This window comes from Noviherbaspirillum pedocola (genome assembly GCF_016632335.1).
Taxonomy (GTDB): domain Bacteria; phylum Pseudomonadota; class Gammaproteobacteria; order Burkholderiales; family Burkholderiaceae_D; genus Noviherbaspirillum_A; species Noviherbaspirillum_A pedocola.
In genome coordinates, this window is sequence record NZ_JAEPBG010000047.1 from 1 (window position 1) to 17032 (window position 17032).

The following is a 17032-nucleotide window of genomic DNA, read 5'->3' on the forward strand; positions in this document are numbered from 1 at the left end:
ACCTGCTTTGCGATATCCAAACCGACCCGTACGATTGCCATGTTTGCCTCCTACGTTGGATGCGATGCCCATGCTTCGCGTGCCCCCAGTCTACCGAGCCTCGGAGGAGGGAGTCCATGACATTACCACTATCTTAAATTAGCTTGGCCCGGAAAAACCGGGCAGGTCAATGTCTCGTTAATGGATTAATCGGCTCTCGGCCGGGATGATCGTTGCAAGAGGCGTCCCGGGATTCTCCACGCCGCGCATGCCGCCCCCTACCTCTTGCCGAGCGGCGGTGCGACCAGTTATTACGACACCCGTGAACTCAGAACGACGCTGGAACGCTTGGTCGATTTTGACCGGATTAATTCTCGCGCCATGCATTTCAGCGTGGGTGCCGTTAATGTTCGAACAGGAAACTTCTCATACTTCGATAATGAGAACCATGTCATTCGGCCCGAGCATATGATGGCAAGCGGCGCTCTTCCTTCGGCATTCGACGCTGTCGAAATGGATGGCGAGTTTTACTGGGATGGTGGCTTTGTTTCGAATGCGCCATTGGACTGGGTTCTGTCTTCCAAATCTTGACTTGACACGCTGATATTCCAGGTTGACTTCTGGAGCGTACGGGGCCCGTTACCCAAGAACTTGACTGAGGCGGCAGTGCGCATGAAGAATGTGCAGTTTTCCAGTCGTACCCGCTCCTCCACCGACGCCTTTATCAGGTCACAACATTTACGCAGGCGTTCAATGAACTTCTCGCACAGATGACGCCTGACCTCGCGCAGTTGCCGCAAGCCAGAATGCTGGCACAGGCATCGGATTCGGCATTCTGCAATATTGTGCAGCTGATTTATCGTAGTGCTTCTTACGAAGGCCAATCCAAGGATTTTGAATTCTCGCGTTGCACGATGGTGGAGCATTGGCGCGCCGGCTACGACGATGCCACCGTCACATTGGCGCATCCTGAAGTGCTGGCGCTGCCCAATTCGGCGCAGGGCGTCGCAATCTATGACTTCTTGACCAAACCCTGCTAAGGCCGGCCATTTCCATTCCACGAAAGGCAAAAAGTCCTGAAAGCGGCCTGCTCGAAATTGAACTGCAGGCATATAATCAGGCGAGCGAGATCAAGGTTGCCCGGCAAGGCGCTCGTCGCCTTGCCGTTTGGACGCCGCGTATGCGGCGAAGCTGAAGTTCAACAGTAGGAAGAGGCAGTGGCCAGGCGCTGCCGGCATTCCGCGACCATGCGTTCGATCAGTTCTTCACAGCTCGGAATGTCGTTGATCAGACCGACCACCTCGCCAGCCCAAACTAGACCCGCGTCAATGTCGCCTGTCTCGAGCGCCGTCCGTCCGCGTTGTCCGGACACGAGACGCCGGATATCGTCGAAGGTGCATCCACCCGGACGACGCTCCGTTTCCACCACTTCGTTGGAAACGGAAGTTTTGAGCACCCGGCCAGTGTTGTGCAGGGTTCGGAAGATCAGGTTGGTGTCTCGTTCCGTGGCGCGGACGAGGGCCTGCTTGATGTTGTCATGCAAAGGCGCCTCCTTCACCGCGCAGAAGCGGGTGCCCATGTTGACGCCTTCGGCGCCAAGCGCGAGTGCGGCAGCCAGGCCCCAGCCGTCGCCAATGCCGCCTGACGCGATTACCGGGATCTTTAAAGCCCGGGCAGCGATCGGAATCAGCACCAGCCCGCCGATATCGTCCTCTCCGGGATGCCCGGCGCATTCGAAGCCATCGATGCTGATGATGTCGACTCCATTCGCTTCAGCGGACAGCGCATGGCGCAGCGTCGTGCATTTATGGAGAATTCGAACATCGTTGGTTTTGAAGCGGGCGATAAAATCCTTTGGACTGTTACCCGCCGTTTCGATGATCTTAATGCCTTCCCCGATGATGGCTTCGACGTATTCCACATAAGGCGGCGGCTTCACTGACGGAAGGATCGTCAGATTCACGCCGAACGGACGATCCGTCATCTGGCGGCAGCGCCGGATCTCCCGTGAAAGGGCCTCCGGTGACTCCTGGGTAAGCGCGGTAAGAATGCCCAGACCGCCAGCGTTCGATACCGCGGAGGCGAGTTCCGCCCGCCCCACCCATTGCATGCCGCCTTGCACAATGGGATAGCGGATTCCCAGCATTTCGGTAACGCGTGTCTTCATCACAATCTCCAAACTAGCCCGTCGCATCCTTGCTTTTCGGATCAGCTTCGATTCTTGAATACGAGAGAACGCTTTTCGTCGTCTTAAGCGACGATTTTGGTTCGTGGCGAAAAGGGCTCGCCATTTGTTCCGCCAAGGAATCGTCCTTTCCGACGATGCTGTGCCGAACCTTCCTCATTAATCTCTCGACAGCCCCTTGGCTTTCGTGAAGCGTTCCGCGACTTCCGAGCTCAAACCACATCGTTAGGAATGTTCATAAATCTCCAATTCTCGGAAGAGTCACTCGCGATGCAGCAGAATCTGCGCGAGTTCATGCAGGGCTACGTGTTTCCGGCAAATCGCGACTGGCATCGCCAGTCAACGGACGGCGCCTATCCGATGGCCATGATCGATTCCCTAAAGGCGCTGGCGCGGGAAGCGGGCGTGTGGAATCTGTTCCTGCCCGCGCCAAAAGTAGATGAGCCGGGTATGCGCATAACCAATCTGGACTATGCGCCTCTGACAGAGATCATGGGTCGCGTCCCCTGGGCCTCGAAGGTCTTCAACTGCAATGCGCCTGACATCGGCAATATGGAGTTGCTGCACATGTTTGCGTCGGCAGAGCAAAGGGAGCGATGGCTGGCTCCGCTGTTGAGCGGCGAAGCTTGGCCCTGTTTCGCAATGACCGAGCCTGACGTCGCCTGCTCCGATGCGACGAACATCCAGTCCGCCATCCGGCGCGGGGCGACGAATCGCCTGAAGGCCATTGCGAGATGCTGTTCAAGGAGGTACGTGTCCCTGTCAGCAATCTCTTGGGAGCGGAAGGGAAGGGCTTCGCGCTGGCGCAAGCGCGTCAGGATCCGGTGCGTGTCCATCACTGCATGCGTACGATCGGCCAGAGCGAATTGGCGCGGGAGACGATGTGCGCGCGCGCTGGAGCGCCGTGCCTCTGGCAGGCATCTATCGGAGGTTGCGAACATACAGGACTGGATCGGGTATTCTCGCGTGCAGATCGATAAGACGCGGCTGTGGGTGCTGCCGGCTGCCTGGCTGATGGACCAGCAGGGCAACCAGGCGGCGCGCATCGACGTTTCCGCGATCAAGCTGGTTGCTGCGCAGTTACAGACCCGGGTGCTCGACCGCGCCATCCTAGTGTTCGGCGCGATGGAAATAACTCCGGATACGCCGCTGGCCTTCCTGTTTTCCCGGGGTCGCGCGATGCGCTTCTTCGATGGCCCGGATGAGGCGCATCTGCGTGTATTGGCAGGTAACAAACATGGCCAGGCTAAGGCAAACCGCGGGGCCACGCTGCCCTACTACACGCCCTACGAGGAGGAAGAGGCATGACCCAGCCCGAAGAAAACGTGCCGTTGCGCTACTGGCGCGAAGGAGGCGTCGCCCATATCCGTTTCAACCGTCCGGCGGTACTGAACGCAATTGATGTGCCGACCGCGAATGCGTTCCTGGCGGCCTGCGAGTCGGCGTCGGAAGACAGGGAAGTGCGGGCAGTGGTCATCAGCGGCGAGGGTCGTGCCTTCATCGCCGGCGGCGACCTTTCCGCAATGAAGAGCAAGCCTTTCGAGATGGCGCACGCGCTCATCACGCCCATGCATGCCGGTATTGCGCTGCTGGCCGCCATGGACGCGCCGGTGCTGGCCAGCATGCATGGCGTCGTGGCCGGTGGCGGATTGGGGGTCGCCCTCGCATGCGACCTTGCGATTGCCGCTGAAGGGACCCGTTTCAACCTCGCCTATGTCAACATCGGCGCCAGTTCTGACTGCTCATCTTCCTGGGCCTTGCCGCGACTGGTCGGCATGCGACGTGCCATGGAAATTTCCTTGCTGGGTGACACATTTGACGCGGCCGAAGCTCTGCGGATTGGCTTGGTCAACCGTGTGGTTACGGCGAGCAGTCTGCAGGAAGAAACCCTAAAGCTCGCCGCGCGACTCGCAGCGGGCCCGCCCATTGCGATGGGGCGTTTAAAGCGCCTGGTGCGGGATTCGTTCGACCGGACCCTGCGCGCCCAGCTTGATGTCGAGGCGGACAGTTTCGCAGCCTGTGCCGTGACCCAAGACTTTGCAGAAGGCATCAATGCTTTCTTCGAAAAGCGCGTGCCGCAGTATCAGGGAAAGTGATGCCGTCACGGTGCGACGCACTCGTCGCGCTTCACAGCGAGGCACCGTGCGCCTTGACGGCTGGTGTCCTGAACATAGGCTCGGATTCGTCTGTCTGTTGTGTGCTGCCAACCATTGGGTAGGCAGTCTTCCCATTCAAGGAGACGTATGACCCCCACTTCGTTCGACGCGGCCCGTCAGCATACTATTGGCGATCTGCTCCGCCGCACCGCGGCACGTTCGCCGCAGAAGATTGCGATTGTATGCGGTGGGATTTCCTGGACCTACAGTGAGTTCGACCAGATTTGCACGAGGCTTGCCAAGGCACTGACGGCAAGAGGTGTGCACGCCGGGGACCGTGTCGCCGTCCTCTCGCGTAATTCGCACGCCTTTGCAGCGATGAGGTTTGCGTTGGCACGCACGGGGGCGGTGCTTGTGCCAATCAACTTCATGCTGAATGCGGAGGAGGTGGGGTTCATCCTTAGGAGCTGTGGCGCGACGATGTTCCTCGTCGGCTCGAGATCCGAACCGCTCGCGGCGGCTGCCCTGCAGAAGGAAAACAGTGTCAGGGAATGTATCTGGCTGCCAGGAGAGGAGGATGGCCAAAACGGTCCGGAAACCATGGCGCACTTTGAGGACCTATTGACGGCGGAGATTCCGAAAGTTGTGCTTCCATCCGTCGACCCGCGCTCAGTCCTTCAAATTATTTACACCAGCGGCACGGAGTCGCAGCCCAAGGGGGCCATGCTGACCCATGAGGCAGTGATGTGGGAGTACGTCAGCTGCATTGTTGAGGGCGAAATCAATGCCGGCGATGTCATGCTGCATGCGCTGCCGCTCTACCCACCACGAAATCCCTGCTCCAGATGTGGTTCATCGCCGTCGCGGTTTGCTTTGGCTGGCGCAATCGCGCCGCCTTATTGCGCTTGGGCCGCTTGAAGCGCAGCGACAAGCCTTCCTGCTTGTAGAGCCGATAGACCCGCTTCAGATTGTCTCGCCAGCCTTCCCGCCGCAGCATCACATGCACCCGCTTGTAACCATAATGCACGCGCGTAGCAGCAATTTCCTTAATGCGCATGGTCAGTGCCGAGGAGTCTCGCGCCACTGACCGATAGCCATACACCGAGCGCGACATGCCAAACAACGCGCAGGTTTGCGTCAGGCTGGCCCGATGACGGTCCCGCAGTTCGTCGATCAGGCTGTGTTTGCGGGAAGGCTTCAAAGCTTTTTTGACAGCACGTCCTACAGCATCGCCTTATCCAACGATAGAGCCGCCACCAGCTTCTTGAGCTTGGTGTTCTCTTCTTCCAACTGGCGCAAGCGCCGCATCTCGGACGGCGTCAGGCCACCGTACTTCTTCTTCCAGTTGTAAAAGGTGGCATCACTGTTGCCGACCTTCCGGCAGACTTCCTCAACCGGGGTGCCCAGTTCCGCCTGCTTGAGCGCAAACGCAATTTGCTGCGCCGTAAACTTGCTCTTCTTTATGGCATGCCTCCTGCCTCATCAGGAAAAAACACGCCGTAAAATCCAACTTTGGATCGGTACGGTTTCTTGGGACAGGGTCACGTAAACTTGAAGTTGCCTTTATCTTCTGGGCAGCAGTTATATCGCCAGAAGGCGACTCCTGCTTATGAAGGATCGTTCGGTATTGACTTCGCGAAGCGCCGGCCCATTTTTTGAACGCTCGGTGGAGTGCACTAACTACGGCAAGTCCAAACTTCGCAGCGATCTCCGCGCTGCTTTTCAATATATGGTAAAGATAGTCAATGGCCATGTCGCGCCGCAATTGCTTGACAATCACCGGCACCGGCGACAAGACCTTCAGCTTCGGCTACACGCTTGGCGCAATCCGCGACCAGCTCGATTGCCGCTTCGAAGACATGCTGGACCATATCGAGCGCTTTCCTTTCCCGACCCTATGCGCGCTGAACGGCAGGGTCTATGACGACGCCACCGATCTCGCCATGTGCTGCGATTTCCGTATCGGCGTACGCGGCAGCCGCTTTCCGATGCCGGCCGGGCGCATCGGACTGCATTACTATCCCGGCGGCATGCGGCACTACATTACGCTGCTAGGCTTGGCCGCGTCGAAGAAACCGTTCCTGATAGCGCAGGCCATCGGCGACGAGGAAATGCTGCGCAACGGCTTTCTGCACGAGCTGGTCGCACGCGACCAGTTGGATGCGACCGTGCCTGCCTACATCAAAAGCATCCTAGCGTGCGAGCCCAAAGTGCTCGCCACCATGAAAGTCGACCTAATGGCGAAAACCGCCACTATGGCGCACGAGGAGGTGCCGCGAGGTCATTACGAGCAATCGCTGAGATCATCGGAGCTGGCCGCGCGGCTCGACGCTATAGGCCAACGCCCGCGTTGAGCTTGGCTGCGGTAGTGCGGGCAGGGCTGGTATTTCAATGCAAGGGGTTTGACAGCCGGTCGCCAATTGGGCACAAAACGCGCCGGCTGGTAAATATCTACCAGCCGCTCACTTGTTGACCATCCGTTGCCGATATTCGCCCGGGCGCGACCCTGTCCACTTCTTGAACGCCCGGTGAAAAGCGCTAGTCTCCGCAAATCCCAGCTCGGTGGCGATGTCGGCGATACTCCTGCCTGTGTGACAGAGATAGTCAATCGCGATATCCCGCCGCAACTGGTCCTTTATCTCCCGAAACGACTGTCCCTCGTCTTCAAGGCGGCGACGCAGCGTAGACGGCGTCATGTTCAGGCTCTGGGCAAAATCGTCGAATTCCGGCCATTCCGTGCGTGCCGCCGTTCGAAGCCGGCGGCGGATTTGTGCGGAAAGGCCCATCGCATTCTTGTATTTCATGACGATATTGGAGGGTGCTTGCCGGATGAAGTCCTTGACGGTACGTTCGTTCTGAATCACCGGCAGATCTAGATACGATTTGTCGAACATCAGCGACGTGGCCTCCTCGTTGAAGCGCAGCTCCGCGGAGTACATCAGGTGATACTCAGCGCTGCGCGAAGGCTCCGGATAGGCGAAGGCCGACGCCAGGACCGGAATCCGACGTCCAACCAGCCAACAGGCGAGCCCGTGCTGCATCATCAGCAATGTCTCGTAGCCGAACACCCGGGGCGCCCGTGGACCAGGCTGCTCACGTATCGTCAAAAACGCATGCTGCGCGTCTGTTTCCAGGTTGCAATAGAAATCGTCGAGAATCAGGTTGAAGAAGCGCGCCATCCTCAACAGCGCAGTGTTGAGGGTGTCGCAATGAATCAGCAATTGGCACAGCATTGCGAAGCTTCCCACCTTCATTCGGCGGGAATCTTGGGCGAACAGTTCGTCATCAAGCTCCCGCGCCACGCCGAGCCACAAGGTACTGAAATTCTGGGCCGTGACCCGGCTTTGCGGCGACTGCAGCAGCGCGGAAGAGATACCTGCCCTGCGAAGCAGGGCTTCGGCGTTCAAACCGCGTTCAATGATCGGTTCGAGCGCGGAGTGCACAAAATAGATTGAGATATTGCCTTTTTCCATGCGCTCCGAATCCTTTGCCGGCAAGACGCTCCGATTATATTCGGCCCGAGGGTCTATTCATGCTTGTTTCTCCACGGCACACCAATAGGTGGGCGGGTGGCAAATTCTTGCATCCAATTTGAGAATTTCGAGCATCGCCGCCGCCGCCGATGATTTTTATACTTGGTACGATTTCTTCGAACCCGTAGTCGCTCCCGGGAAGCGGCATATGTACAAACTTACGGATTTCTCGACGTGCAGGGCGCGGACAAAAGCTCATCCCCTGCCCATTCTCCGAGCGCAGCCAGCGTTAGGACCAGTTGCGAGCACCGAACCGCAAAGGAAGTTTATCCTATGACCGATCTTTCCGAAGCCAAGAAACTGACCGAGTACAAGCCTGCCAACAAGGTACGTTTCGTCACCGCCGCCTCGCTGTTCGACGGCCACGACGCCTCGATCAACATCATGCGCCGCATCCTGATGAGCAACGGCGCCGAGGTGATTCATCTTGGTCACAACCGCTCGGTCGACGAGATCGTGACCGCCGCGCTGCAGGAAGACGCGCAAGGTATTGCGATATCCAGCTACCAGGGCGGCCATGTCGAGTACTTCAAGTACATGATCGATCTCCTCAAGGAGCGCGGCGGCGCCCATATCAAGGTGTTCGGCGGCGGCGGCGGCGTGATCGTGCCGGCCGAGATCGCCGAGCTGCATGCGTACGGCGTGACACGCATTTTTAGTCCGGAAGACGGTCAGCGGCTAGGGCTCAACGGGATGATCCTGGAAATCATCAAGGCATGTGACGTGGACCTGTCTCCGTATGCGCCGGTCTCGCTCGATGCCTTGACCAGCGGCGACATGGTGGCGCGCCAGCGGCCCCTGGCACAGCTGGTCACGGCCCTCGAAAACGGCAAGGCCGATCCGGCGCTGAGGAAGGCGCTACATAAGGCCGCCGACACCATCAAGACGCCGGTGCTCGGCATCACCGGTACAGGCGGCGCAGGCAAGTCCTCGCTGACCGACGAATTGATCCGGCGCTTCCGGCTCGACCAGGACGATGCGCTCAACATTGCGCTGATTTCAATCGATCCGTCCCGCCGCAAGTCCGGCGGCGCCCTCCTGGGCGATCGCATCCGCATGAACGCGATCAATCCATGGAACAGCCAGTCTCGCGTGTTCATGCGCTCGCTGGCCACGCGCGAAGCTGGATCGGAAATTTCGCAGGCGCTGCCCGACGTGCTCGCCGCCTGCAAGGTAGCCGGCTTCGACCTGGTGATCGTCGAGACTTCCGGCATCGGCCAGGGCGACGCGGCCATCGTCCCGCATGTGGATGCGTCGATGTATGTGATGACGCCGGAGTTCGGCGCTGCTTCGCAACTGGAGAAGATCGACATGCTCGACTTTGCCGACTTCGTTGCCATCAACAAGTTCGACCGCAAGGGCGCGCAGGATGCCTTGCGCGATGTCGCCAAGCAGGTCCAGCGCAACCGGGAGCTGTGGAACCAGCGTCCGGAAGATATGCCGGTCTACGGCACTCAGGCTTCGCGCTTCAACGACGACGGCGTTACCGCCCTGTACCAGGGCTTGCTGCCGAAGCTGGCTGAACTGGGGTTGAACGCGAAACCGGGCAAGCTGGCCCAAGTAGACGTGCGCTTTTCGTCCGGCCGGAATGCGATCGTTCTGCCGGCCCGCACCCGCTACCTCGCCGAGATTGCGGATACCGTGCGCGGCTACCACCAGCATGTGAAGAAGCAGGTAAAGCTGGCGCGCGAGCGGCAGCAGTTGCAGGAAGCGAAGCGCATGCTTACGGCAGCTGGAAAAGATGTCGCGTTCGACGATGTCATCGCCGAACGCGACACCAACCTCGACGCGGCCGCCAGGAAACTGCTCGTCATGTGGCCGGACATGCAAAAGGCCTATGCCGGCGACGATTACGTGGTCAAGATCCGCGACAAGGAGATCCGTACCCGCCTCGTCTACAAGACCCTGTCAGGCAATACGATACGCAAGGTCAGCCTGCCGAAATATGAAGACCACGGCGAAATCCTGCGTTGGCTGATGCTGGAAAACGTACCCGGATCCTTCCCCTACACCGCGGGCGTGTTCGCATTCAAGCGCGAAAATGAAGACCCGACCCGCATGTTTGCGGGCGAAGGTGACGCCTTCCGGACCAACCGCCGTTTCAGACTGGTGTCCGAAGGCATGCCGGCCAAGCGGCTGTCGACCGCATTCGACTCGGTCACGCTGTACGGCGCCGACCCTGCACCGCGGCCTGATATCTATGGCAAGGTCGGCAATTCCGGTGTCTCGATCGCGACGCTGGACGACATGAAGGTGCTGTATGACGGCTTCGACCTGTGCAGCCCGACCACCTCGGTATCAATGACCATCAACGGCCCGGCACCGACCATTCTGGCGATGTTTATGAACACCGCGATCGACCAGCAGATGGACAAGTTCCGCGCCGATAATAACCGCGAGCCGACCGACGACGAAGCCACCAAGATTAAGGAGTGGGTGCTGCAGAACGTGCGCGGCACGGTGCAGGCCGACATCCTGAAGGAAGATCAGGGCCAGAACACCTGCATCTTCTCGACCGAGTTCAGCCTGAAGGTGATGGGCGACATCCAACAGTTCTTCGTCGACCACCAGGTGCGCAATTTCTATTCGGTATCGATCTCGGGCTACCACATCGCCGAGGCCGGCGCGAACCCGATCTCGCAGCTTGCGTTCACGCTGTCAAATGGCTTCACCTTCGTTGAAGCCTACCTGGCGCGCGGCATGCACATCGATGATTTCGCGCCCAACCTGTCGTTCTTCTTCAGCAATGGCATGGACCCGGAATACACCGTGCTGGGGCGCGTGGCGCGCCGAATCTGGGCGGTGGCTATGAAGGAAAAATACGGCGCCAATGAGCGCTCGCAAAAGCTCAAGTACCACATCCAGACATCAGGTCGCTCGCTGCACGCTCAGGAAATCGACTTTAACGACATCCGTACCACGTTGCAGGCACTGATTGCGATCTACGACAACTGCAACTCACTGCACACCAACGCCTTTGATGAAGCGATCACCACGCCGACCGATGAATCGGTTCGCCGGGCGCTGGCGATCCAGCTGATCATCAATCGCGAATGGGGCCTGGCGAAGAACGAGAACCCCAACCAGGGCTCGTTCATCATCGAGGAATTAACCGACCTGGTGGAAGAAGCCGTGCTGCAGGAATTCGAGCGGATCGCCGAGCGCGGCGGCGTGCTGGGTGCGATGGAAACCGGCTACCAACGCGGCAGGATCCAGGAAGAGTCGATGTATTACGAACACCTGAAGCACGACGGTACGCTGCCGATCATCGGCGTCAACACCTTCCGCAATCCCAAGGGCAACGCCACGCAGCAGACTCTGGAGCTGGCGCGTTCGACCGACGAAGAGAAGCAATCGCAGCTTGCGCGCCTGGCTGATTTCCAAACAAGCAACGCAGCGCAGGCGGCGGTGATGCTGCAGCGCTTACAGCAGACAGTCATCGACGATGGCAACGTGTTCGCCGTGCTGATGGATGCGGTGCGGGTCTGCTCGCTGGGACAGATTACCTCCGCGTTGTTCGAAGTCGGCGGTCAGTACCGACGCAGCATGTAAGGTGCCGCGCAGGAATACGTTGCCCAATTTTTCTGGTCTTAGCGGGTGCGTTGCCGCGTTGCCGGTCGCTTGTGATACTCGTGCCGCTGCGCCAACCTCTCCCTCAATCCCTCTCCACGACGTGGAGAGGGAAGCCGATCACGCTTTTCTCTCTTCGGTAGAAGGGAAGGGGAAGAGGGGCGTTGCCTGGCACTGCATTCCGCTTCGGCCGCCAAATTGCATACCTTATTTCCGTGTCCGCCCAAGTTTTTTCACAAAATTCAACGTATGGAAAAGGTAATATGAGTCAATATCGCGCTCCGCTAAGCGACATCGATTTTCTAGTTACTCACGTGTTCGACTTCGCTGGCCACGCTCAGCGCTGCGGCTACGACCTGGACAGGGATACGCTGCTGTCAGTCGCCGACGAGGCGGGCCGCTTTGCGGGCGAGAAGATCGATCCGGTCAATCGCCAGGGCGATGTCCAGGGCGCTCGCTGGGAGGATTCACGGGTCGTGACCGCTGACGGGTTCAGGGATGTTTATCGTGCTTTCTGCGAAGGCGGATGGAACGGATTGCGCTTTCCCGAGCAGTACGGCGGCCAGGGCTTGCCTGCGGTGGCGGCAACGATCGTCGATGAAATGTGGCACGCCGCCAGTTTCAGCTTCGCCCTGTGCCCGATGCTGACCAACGGCGCAATCGAAGCGCTTCTCACGGCGGCCGGCGACGAGCTGAAGGCGACCTACCTGGAAAAGCTAGTCAGCGGTGGATGGACCGGCACCATGAACCTGACGGAACCGGGCGCGGGCTCGGACCTGGCGGCGATCCAGACGAAGGCCGTGCGGCAGCAAGACGGCAGCTATCGGATCACCGGGCAGAAGATCTTCATCACTTACGGTGAGCACGACTTCACCGACAACATTGTCCACCTGGTGCTGGCCCGAACGCCGGATGCGCCCAAGGGCGTAAAGGGGATTTCGCTGTTCGTCGTGCCGAAATACTTGGTGAACGCGGATGGCACGCTCGGGGCCCGCAACGACCTGCGGTGCGCGTCGATCGAGCACAAGCTCGGAATCCACGGCAGCCCGACCGCCGTCATGCTGTTCGGTGAACAGAATGGAGCAGTGGGTTACCTGGTCGGCGAAGAGAACCATGGCCTGGAATACATGTTCATCATGATGAACGAGGCACGCTTTTCAGTCGGACTCCAGGGGCTGGCGATTTCCGAACGCGCCTATCAGCATGCATTGGCCTATGCGCGGGAGAGGGTACAGGGCAAGGCGGTCGGCGACGACGGCAGCCATGGCAACACGATCATTCGCCATCCGGACGTGCGGCGCCTGCTGCTATCGATGAAGAGTAAGATCGATGCGATGCGCGCGCTCGCCATGTATGTGGCGATGCAGAAGGATATTGCGCACGCGGCTGCCGCCGGCACCGAGGCGATGGAGCGGGCAAGGAGCCGCATGGAATTGCTGATCCCGGTGCTCAAGGGCTGGTTTACCGAGACGGCGCAAGGCGTCACCTATAATGCCCTGCAGATATTCGGCGGCATGGGCTTCATCGAGGAGACCGGGGCCGCGCAGTATTTCCGGGATGCCCGCATCATCACCATTTACGAAGGGACGACGGCCATCCAGGCGAACGACCTGGTGGGCCGGAAGACCTTGCGCGACGGCGGCACCACAGTATCGTCCTTGCTTGAAGAAATCGCCGCGGATGCCACGGCCTTGGCAAACCTCGACCATTCCGCTGCGCGCGCACTATCCGTCCGGCTGGGCGACGCCTGCCAGGCATTGCGGGAGGTCGTGGACTGGATGCTGAAGGAGCAGAATTCGGCGCCGCGCAAGCTGTACGCGGGTTCGGTACCCTACCTGGAACTCTGGGGCACAGTCTGCGGGGGATGGATGCATGCGCGGCGAATGACCGCTGCGCTGCATGCGCCGCTTTCGCCGGAACAACGGGCGGCCGTGTTACACAGCGCCCGCTTCTATGCCGAGCAGCTGCTGCCGCATGCAACAGCGCTCGCATCCGGCATCGTACACGGCGCCGACGCAGCACTCGATTTCGCGGACACTGCGTGGGGGGATAGCGCATGAAGCGCCGGGATGTACGCCAGCTCAAGCGCGCGGTGAACGTGGCTGGCAGTGGAGAGGCGATGCAGGCCCTGTTGCAACGCTCCGTTCGGTTCCGGCACAAGAAACTGGCGCTTATCCGCTGCATGCAGGCTGAGAAGATGGGCCTGGTAATCGACGCGGACGTGCTCTCATACTGCCGGCAGGTGGCGGACGAGATGGCGCCAGAAGACTTGCACAAGATTTTGCTGCGCGGCCGGCACACCACCGCGGCCGCGTGATTCGCTTCCGACTCGAGGACCTCAGATGGGAAACAGGCTCACCAAAATATACACCCGCACCGGCGACGACGGCACCACCGGACTCGGCGATGGATCACGTGTCGACAAGGACAGTGCGCGCGTTGAGGCGATGGGGCAAGTCGACCATCTTAATGCATTCATCGGCACCATCCTCGCGCAAGCGAGCGTGCCCGCGCATATCTCCGAGTGCCTGGCCGATGTGCAGCACGAGCTGTTCGATCTGGGCGCAGAGCTTTGCATACCGGGCAGTGCCCGGATCACCGATGCGCAGGTAGCCCGACTGGAACGGCAACTCGACGAAATTAACGAGCATCTCGGGCGCCTGGCGGACTTCATTTTGCCGGGCGGCACTCCCGCCGCTGCACTGGCGCATCTTGCACGTACCGCCTGCCGCAACACGGAACGCGCAGTGCTTGCACTGCACCGTCAGGACACGGAGGTCAGGGCTGAGCTGCGGCGCTATCTCAATCGGCTGTCGGACCTTTTGTTCGTCGTCGCCCGCGAGCTGAACCGCTGCGCCGGGGTCATTGATGTCGTATGGATTCAACGAAAGGGGGAAACATGCAAGAAGACGCCATTCTGCTGACCCGGTGTGCCGGCCGTGTCGGCATCATCCAGCTCAACCGCCCGGCCCAGCTGAACGCCCTGAACGACGCATTGATGGAGGCTCTCGGCGCGGCTTTGCAGGACATGGATGCCGATCCGGACATCGGCTGCATCATCCTGACCGGGAACGCGAAGGCATTTGCGGCCGGCGCCGACATTGGCACGATGCGCGACTAGGCGTTCCCCGGTGTGTTCAAGAGCGATCTGATCGGCCGCAACTGGGAAACGATCCTGCGCGTGAAGAAGCCAGTTATCGCTGCGGTGGCCGGATTCGCGCTTGGCGGTGGTTGCGAGCTGGCCACGATGTGCGATTTCATCATTGCAGCCGAAAATGCCCGCTTTGGGCAGCCGGAAATCAAGCTCGGCATCATTCCCGGTGCCGGCGGAACGCATCAGCTTCCGCGGGCGGTGTCCAAGGCCAAGGCGATGGACATGGTGCTGACCGGCCGCATGATGGATGCGGCCGAAGCCGAGCGGGCCGGCCTGGTCTCGCTGGTCGTCCCCGCCGACCAGCTGGAAGAGGAAGCGATGGTAGCGGCGACCGTCATCGCATCGATGTCGCTGCCGAGCGTGATGATGGCCAAGGAAGCTGTCAATCGCGCTTACGAAAGCCCGCTGTCCGAAGGCGTGCTGTTCGAGCGGCGCGCATTCCACGCCTTGTTTGCCACCGCCGACCGGAAGGAAGGCATGTCGGGCTTCCTGGAAAAGCGGCAGCCGGATTTCCGACATGAATAGTATCGTGGACTCGGGTCTAAGCGCCACCGGCGCCCGTGCCCTGATTTCTGGGAGGCGTGCAGTGCAAGCCTTTCTTCCAACCGCTGTCGAGGAGCCCCGCATCCGGGAGATACTGTAGACCGCCAGGTGCGCGCCCTCCGGGTCCAATACCCAGCCCGGGAAGGTGTACGTCGCCATGGGCCAGACCCAGCAGTTGGTTCGTGAGCGGTCGTGCGAAGCATTCAACGACCTGGATTCGGCCAAGAAGGATGTCGAGGAATATCCGTACTACCCTACGCGGTGGACGTCGCCCTACCTCGTGCCGGCGCACCACCCGTTCTGGCCGCAAGCGGCTCGAAGAGCGGCGCGTGCTGACCGGTATTCTGTTCGTGCTGCAATCGGGCATTTCTTGGGACATGCTATTCCAACAAATGGGATGCGGTTCGAGCATGACCTGTTGGCGTCGCGCACGCGACTGCCAAAAGGCTGGCGTGTGGGTCAAGTTGCATTCCGCTCTGCTCGCGAAGCTGCGCAACGTCGACCGGCTCGATTTCTCCCGCGTGATTGCCAACAGTTCGTGGGTGCATGCCGTGTATGGGGAAAAACTGGGCCCAACTCGACTGATCGGGGCAAGGCGGAAAGCAAGTATCACCTCGTCGTTGACGGCAACGGCACACCGCTGAATGTCATTCTCACAGCATCCAATCGGCACGATTCGACGCAATTGCTGGAGTTGCTCGCTGAAGTACCGTCGACCGGTGGCGGCGCGGCCGCCTTTTGACGCGTCCCAGCTATGTTTAGGCTGACCGCAGTTATAACTGTCAGCATTATTGACGCAATCTGCAACAACGTCGTATCTGCTCGCAGAGCGGCAAGCGATGCACTGCGCACGACAACCATATGAGCCTGACCCGCTGATTCGTAGAACGCGCGATCGTCTGACTGCATTAATTCCGTCGGCTGCGTGTGCGCTATGAACGCCGGGCTGAAATCCATGAAGCGTTCCTCAGATTGAGCTGCGCCATCATCTGCTGGCGCCGCAAGACATGCGACGGGCCGTTTTCATTCCACACCGGCATCTGCTCTGTTCAGCCGCATTGGCATGAACTTATTCCTCTTATTGGTTCCGGCAGGATCTATCCGGAGCAATTCATCTCAGACGAAATTTCGCTTTCATCGGGACCAGATGCGTACCGCGATTGGGTGCGAAGAAGCCAAGCGTGTTAAAAACAGTATTAGTACCGTAGCAGTACCTGAGCCAATCTTTCAAGGAGAATATGTTGCAGCTTGGTAGGACCTATGAAACGCATGTGCCGTCCGTTATCGCAGACTGCAATAGCGAACGGCATTGGTGGACGATTTCTGCAGTTACTTGCCACTCATGATCTCTCCGATCTGTTCCATTTCCTTGCCATTAAAGCGAAGAAGCTGAAACTTGCTGTACGGCGAGTAATTAGTAGAGGAGTTGTTTAAAGTCAGCCCAGGCAGCATCATTTTGAAACGAACGTTCTTCAGGCTGGTTGCTTGGCGCAGGACGTTTTCACGGGTGAGGTTGTCACCTGCTTGCCGAAGGACATATTCGATTGCCTGAGCAGAGAGGTAGCCGCCAACTGCAATTCCACTGGTCACGTCCTCGTTCGGAACGTACTTCTTCATGAATTCCTTGAACTCAATCGTTTCGGCATCTTTATCCCAAGTCGATTGAGCAGTGTCTTTCACGTATGCCAATGACATCACACCAGTTGACTTATCCAATCCGGCCGGCTCGAAGGTCGACTTGATGAAGGCCGCTACATACGTCATGTACTGCTGCTGGGGGCGCCAGCCCATGTCGTACACCTTTCGAATCGCTTGGGCGCCGGCGCGTGCAAGTGTGAAATACACGATGAGGTGTACTGTCAATAATGGACACTGCCGTTTCAAGCGGCCAGCGTGGTTTTGCTGATGTTTCCAGCGAACTGCGCTGGCGAAACGTAGCCAAGGCGTGAGTGACGCCGCTGGCGGTTATAAA

General features: G+C 59.3%; 11 protein-coding genes and 5 pseudogenes. 12 read left to right on the top strand and 4 right to left on the bottom strand.

Features of this window, described 5'->3' with window-relative positions; translation table 11 throughout:
• Positions 1–231 precede the first annotated feature (231 nt).
• The gene (locus JJB74_RS32230) at positions 232–570 is read left to right on the top strand and encodes a patatin-like phospholipase family protein (RefSeq protein ID WP_325170218.1); all 339 of its coding nucleotides are present in this window, start codon (positions 232–234) and stop codon (positions 568–570) included.
• Positions 571–716: 146 nt separating this feature from the next.
• A pseudogene (locus tag JJB74_RS32235) lies at positions 717–1019 on the top strand (DUF3734 domain-containing protein); the annotation flags it as partial.
• Positions 1020–1177: 158 nt separating this feature from the next.
• On the opposite strand, the gene JJB74_RS32240 reads toward JJB74_RS32235, so the two are convergent.
• A complete protein-coding gene (locus JJB74_RS32240) occupies positions 1178–2173 on the bottom strand; it encodes an NAD(P)H-dependent flavin oxidoreductase (RefSeq protein ID WP_267913236.1) in 996 nt (331 codons plus the stop codon).
• A 228-nt stretch (positions 2174–2401) separates the two neighbouring features.
• Here JJB74_RS32240 and JJB74_RS32245 point away from each other — a divergent pair.
• The 3 genes and pseudogenes from JJB74_RS32245 to JJB74_RS32255 all read left to right on the top strand — a co-directional run bounded on the left by JJB74_RS32245 (position 2402) and on the right by JJB74_RS32255 (position 5178).
• A pseudogene (locus JJB74_RS32245) lies at positions 2402–3472 on the top strand (acyl-CoA dehydrogenase family protein).
• Positions 3469–4260, top strand: coding sequence for an enoyl-CoA hydratase/isomerase family protein (locus JJB74_RS32250; RefSeq protein WP_200598649.1), 792 nt, complete (start codon positions 3469–3471; stop codon positions 4258–4260). The pseudogene JJB74_RS32245 and the gene JJB74_RS32250 overlap by 4 nt, the downstream one beginning before the upstream one ends.
• A 147-nt stretch (positions 4261–4407) precedes the next feature.
• Positions 4408–5178: an AMP-binding protein gene (locus JJB74_RS32255; RefSeq protein WP_200598650.1), complete on the top strand. Its 771-nt coding sequence runs from the start codon at positions 4408–4410 to the stop codon at positions 5176–5178.
• On the opposite strand, the pseudogene JJB74_RS32260 reads toward JJB74_RS32255, so the two are convergent.
• Positions 5087–5724, bottom strand: a pseudogene (locus tag JJB74_RS32260) (transposase); the annotation flags it as partial. The gene JJB74_RS32255 and the pseudogene JJB74_RS32260 sit on opposite strands and share 92 nt — an antisense overlap.
• A 305-nt stretch (positions 5725–6029) precedes the next feature.
• Here JJB74_RS32260 and JJB74_RS32265 point away from each other — a divergent pair.
• Complete coding sequence (locus JJB74_RS32265; protein WP_200598651.1) at positions 6030–6614, top strand: enoyl-CoA hydratase/isomerase family protein; 585 nt, start codon at positions 6030–6032, stop codon at positions 6612–6614.
• 108 nt (positions 6615–6722) lie between these two features.
• On the opposite strand, the gene JJB74_RS32270 is transcribed toward JJB74_RS32265, so the two are convergent.
• Positions 6723–7733 carry an AraC family transcriptional regulator gene (locus JJB74_RS32270; RefSeq protein WP_200598652.1) on the bottom strand — a complete coding sequence of 337 codons (1011 nt, stop codon included), beginning with the start codon at positions 7731–7733 and terminating at the stop codon, positions 6723–6725.
• A 333-nt stretch (positions 7734–8066) separates the two neighbouring features.
• Here JJB74_RS32270 and icmF point away from each other — a divergent pair, with 333 nt between their 5' ends.
• The 6 genes and pseudogenes from icmF to JJB74_RS33600 all read left to right on the top strand — a co-directional run.
• A complete protein-coding gene (gene icmF, locus JJB74_RS32275; RefSeq protein WP_200598653.1) occupies positions 8067–11345 on the top strand; it encodes a fused isobutyryl-CoA mutase/GTPase IcmF in 3279 nt (1092 codons plus the stop codon).
• Between the two features lie 281 nt (positions 11346–11626).
• The gene (locus tag JJB74_RS32280) at positions 11627–13423 is read left to right on the top strand and encodes an acyl-CoA dehydrogenase (RefSeq protein WP_200598659.1); all 1797 of its coding nucleotides are present in this window, start codon (positions 11627–11629) and stop codon (positions 13421–13423) included.
• The gene (locus JJB74_RS32285; protein ID WP_200598654.1) at positions 13420–13680 is read left to right on the top strand and encodes a hypothetical protein; all 261 of its coding nucleotides are present in this window, start codon (positions 13420–13422) and stop codon (positions 13678–13680) included. The genes JJB74_RS32280 and JJB74_RS32285 overlap by 4 nt, the downstream gene beginning before the upstream one ends.
• Positions 13681–13705: 25 nt before the next feature.
• Positions 13706–14287: a cob(I)yrinic acid a,c-diamide adenosyltransferase gene (locus tag JJB74_RS32290; protein WP_200598655.1), complete on the top strand. Its 582-nt coding sequence runs from the start codon at positions 13706–13708 to the stop codon at positions 14285–14287.
• A pseudogene (locus JJB74_RS32295) lies at positions 14263–15042 on the top strand (enoyl-CoA hydratase). The gene JJB74_RS32290 and the pseudogene JJB74_RS32295 overlap by 25 nt, the downstream one beginning before the upstream one ends.
• Positions 15043–15290: 248 nt before the next feature.
• Positions 15291–16056 (top strand): annotated as a pseudogene (locus JJB74_RS33600) (IS5 family transposase); the annotation flags it as partial.
• A gap of 333 nt (positions 16057–16389) precedes the next feature.
• Here JJB74_RS33600 and JJB74_RS32305 read toward each other — a convergent pair.
• The gene (locus JJB74_RS32305) at positions 16390–16905 is read right to left on the bottom strand and encodes an ABC transporter substrate-binding protein (protein ID WP_200598657.1); all 516 of its coding nucleotides are present in this window, start codon (positions 16903–16905) and stop codon (positions 16390–16392) included.
• Positions 16906–17032: the final 127 nt, after the last annotated feature.

Excerpts from the sequence above, each read along its gene's own strand:
- JJB74_RS32240 (WP_267913236.1), bottom strand. The coding sequence starts at position 2,173 with ATGCGACGGGCTAGTTTGGAGATTGTGATGAAGACACGCGTTACCGAA.
- JJB74_RS32250 (WP_200598649.1), top strand. The coding sequence starts at position 3,469 with ATGACCCAGCCCGAAGAAAACGTGCCGTTGCGCTACTGGCGCGAAGGA.
- JJB74_RS32255 (WP_200598650.1), top strand. The coding sequence starts at position 4,408 with ATGACCCCCACTTCGTTCGACGCGGCCCGTCAGCATACTATTGGCGAT.
- JJB74_RS32270 (WP_200598652.1), bottom strand. The coding sequence starts at position 7,733 with ATGGAAAAAGGCAATATCTCAATCTATTTTGTGCACTCCGCGCTCGAA.
- icmF (WP_200598653.1), top strand. The coding sequence starts at position 8,067 with ATGACCGATCTTTCCGAAGCCAAGAAACTGACCGAGTACAAGCCTGCC.
- JJB74_RS32280 (WP_200598659.1), top strand. The coding sequence starts at position 11,627 with ATGAGTCAATATCGCGCTCCGCTAAGCGACATCGATTTTCTAGTTACT.
- JJB74_RS32285 (WP_200598654.1), top strand. The coding sequence starts at position 13,420 with ATGAAGCGCCGGGATGTACGCCAGCTCAAGCGCGCGGTGAACGTGGCT.
- JJB74_RS32290 (WP_200598655.1), top strand. The coding sequence starts at position 13,706 with ATGGGAAACAGGCTCACCAAAATATACACCCGCACCGGCGACGACGGC.